The sequence below is a fragment of the Aeromonas sp. ZOR0002 genome (genome assembly GCF_963866995.1).
GTDB classification, from domain to species: Bacteria; Pseudomonadota; Gammaproteobacteria; order Enterobacterales; family Aeromonadaceae; genus Aeromonas; species Aeromonas caviae.
This window is the reverse complement of record NZ_CAWMFQ010000313.1, coordinates 717-1,666: the sequence shown is the minus strand read 5'-3', so window position 1 is coordinate 1,666 and position 950 is coordinate 717. Positions and strand designations below refer to the sequence as shown.

Here is a 950-nt window from a genome sequence, read left to right as displayed (position 1 = left end):
ATGTTGAAAGGCTTGGGTATCCATGATGGCGGCCCTCAAGGTAATGACCTACTTCAAGGTTAGCCTTTCAACACATAACTGGGACAGAGCCATGAAAAAGGGCTCCATCACGGAGCCCTTTTTGTTGCCAACCTTGCTCAGCGCACCAGCAGGAAGCGGCCGCTCAGCGGCGGCAAGTCCACCGTCACGCTGTTGCCACCGATGGCCAGGCTCTCGCCACTTTGCAGATCCACCAGGGCGCTGGCACTGCGCAGCTTGCCGACCGGCACCACGTAACTCTGGGGCGTGCTTGAGACGTTGAGCAGGTAGACTACTTGCTCCGCCGCCGTCTGCTTGATGTCGCCATAGACGCTCCCCTCGGCCACCAGCTTGACCCGCTCCCCCTGATAGAGGGCGGGGTGGGCGGCGCGCAGGGCCAGCAGCTGGCTGAGCCACTGTTTCAGCTCGCTCTGCTCGCTGCTCGGCACGAAGCCGGTGGCACCCGGCACCTTGCCATCGCTGCGGGCCACGTGATCGTCACAGAGCCCCTGCGCGGCACAGTCGCCCCCCACCTGCTGGGCAAAGCCCGGCACCTCGTCGCCAAACTCCTCGCCGTAGTAGAGGGTGATGGGGCCGGAGCGGGCCGCCAGGAAGCTGAAGGCAGCCTTGTGGCGCTGCCAGTAGTCCGCCGGATTGAAGTTGCCGCGCTCCAGCAGATCGCCGAAGCGCACCAGATCGTGGTTGCCCAGCATCAGGTTGGGCATGGCGTGGTTCGGGTAGTTCTCCACCTTGTTCCAGCTGGCGTCGAGCACGCTGGCCCCCTGCCCGCCCTTACCGGACTCCTCCACCGCCAGCGCCTGCACCAGACCGTAGCGCAGCGGGAAGTCGAACGCCGAAGAGAGCGCCGGGTTGTCGCTCGGCCCGTAAGCCTCTGCCCGGATCTCGTCGGCGCCCTTCCACACCTCGCCCAC

General features: G+C 65.3%; 1 protein-coding gene. It reads right to left on the bottom strand.

Going from position 1 to position 950, the window contains the following annotated elements; genetic code table 11:
- Nucleotides 1–137 precede the first annotated feature (137 nt).
- A partial coding sequence (locus tag AACR77_RS17090; protein ID WP_042882985.1) for an alpha-amylase family glycosyl hydrolase occupies nt 138–950 on the bottom strand: 813 nt, incomplete at its 5' end.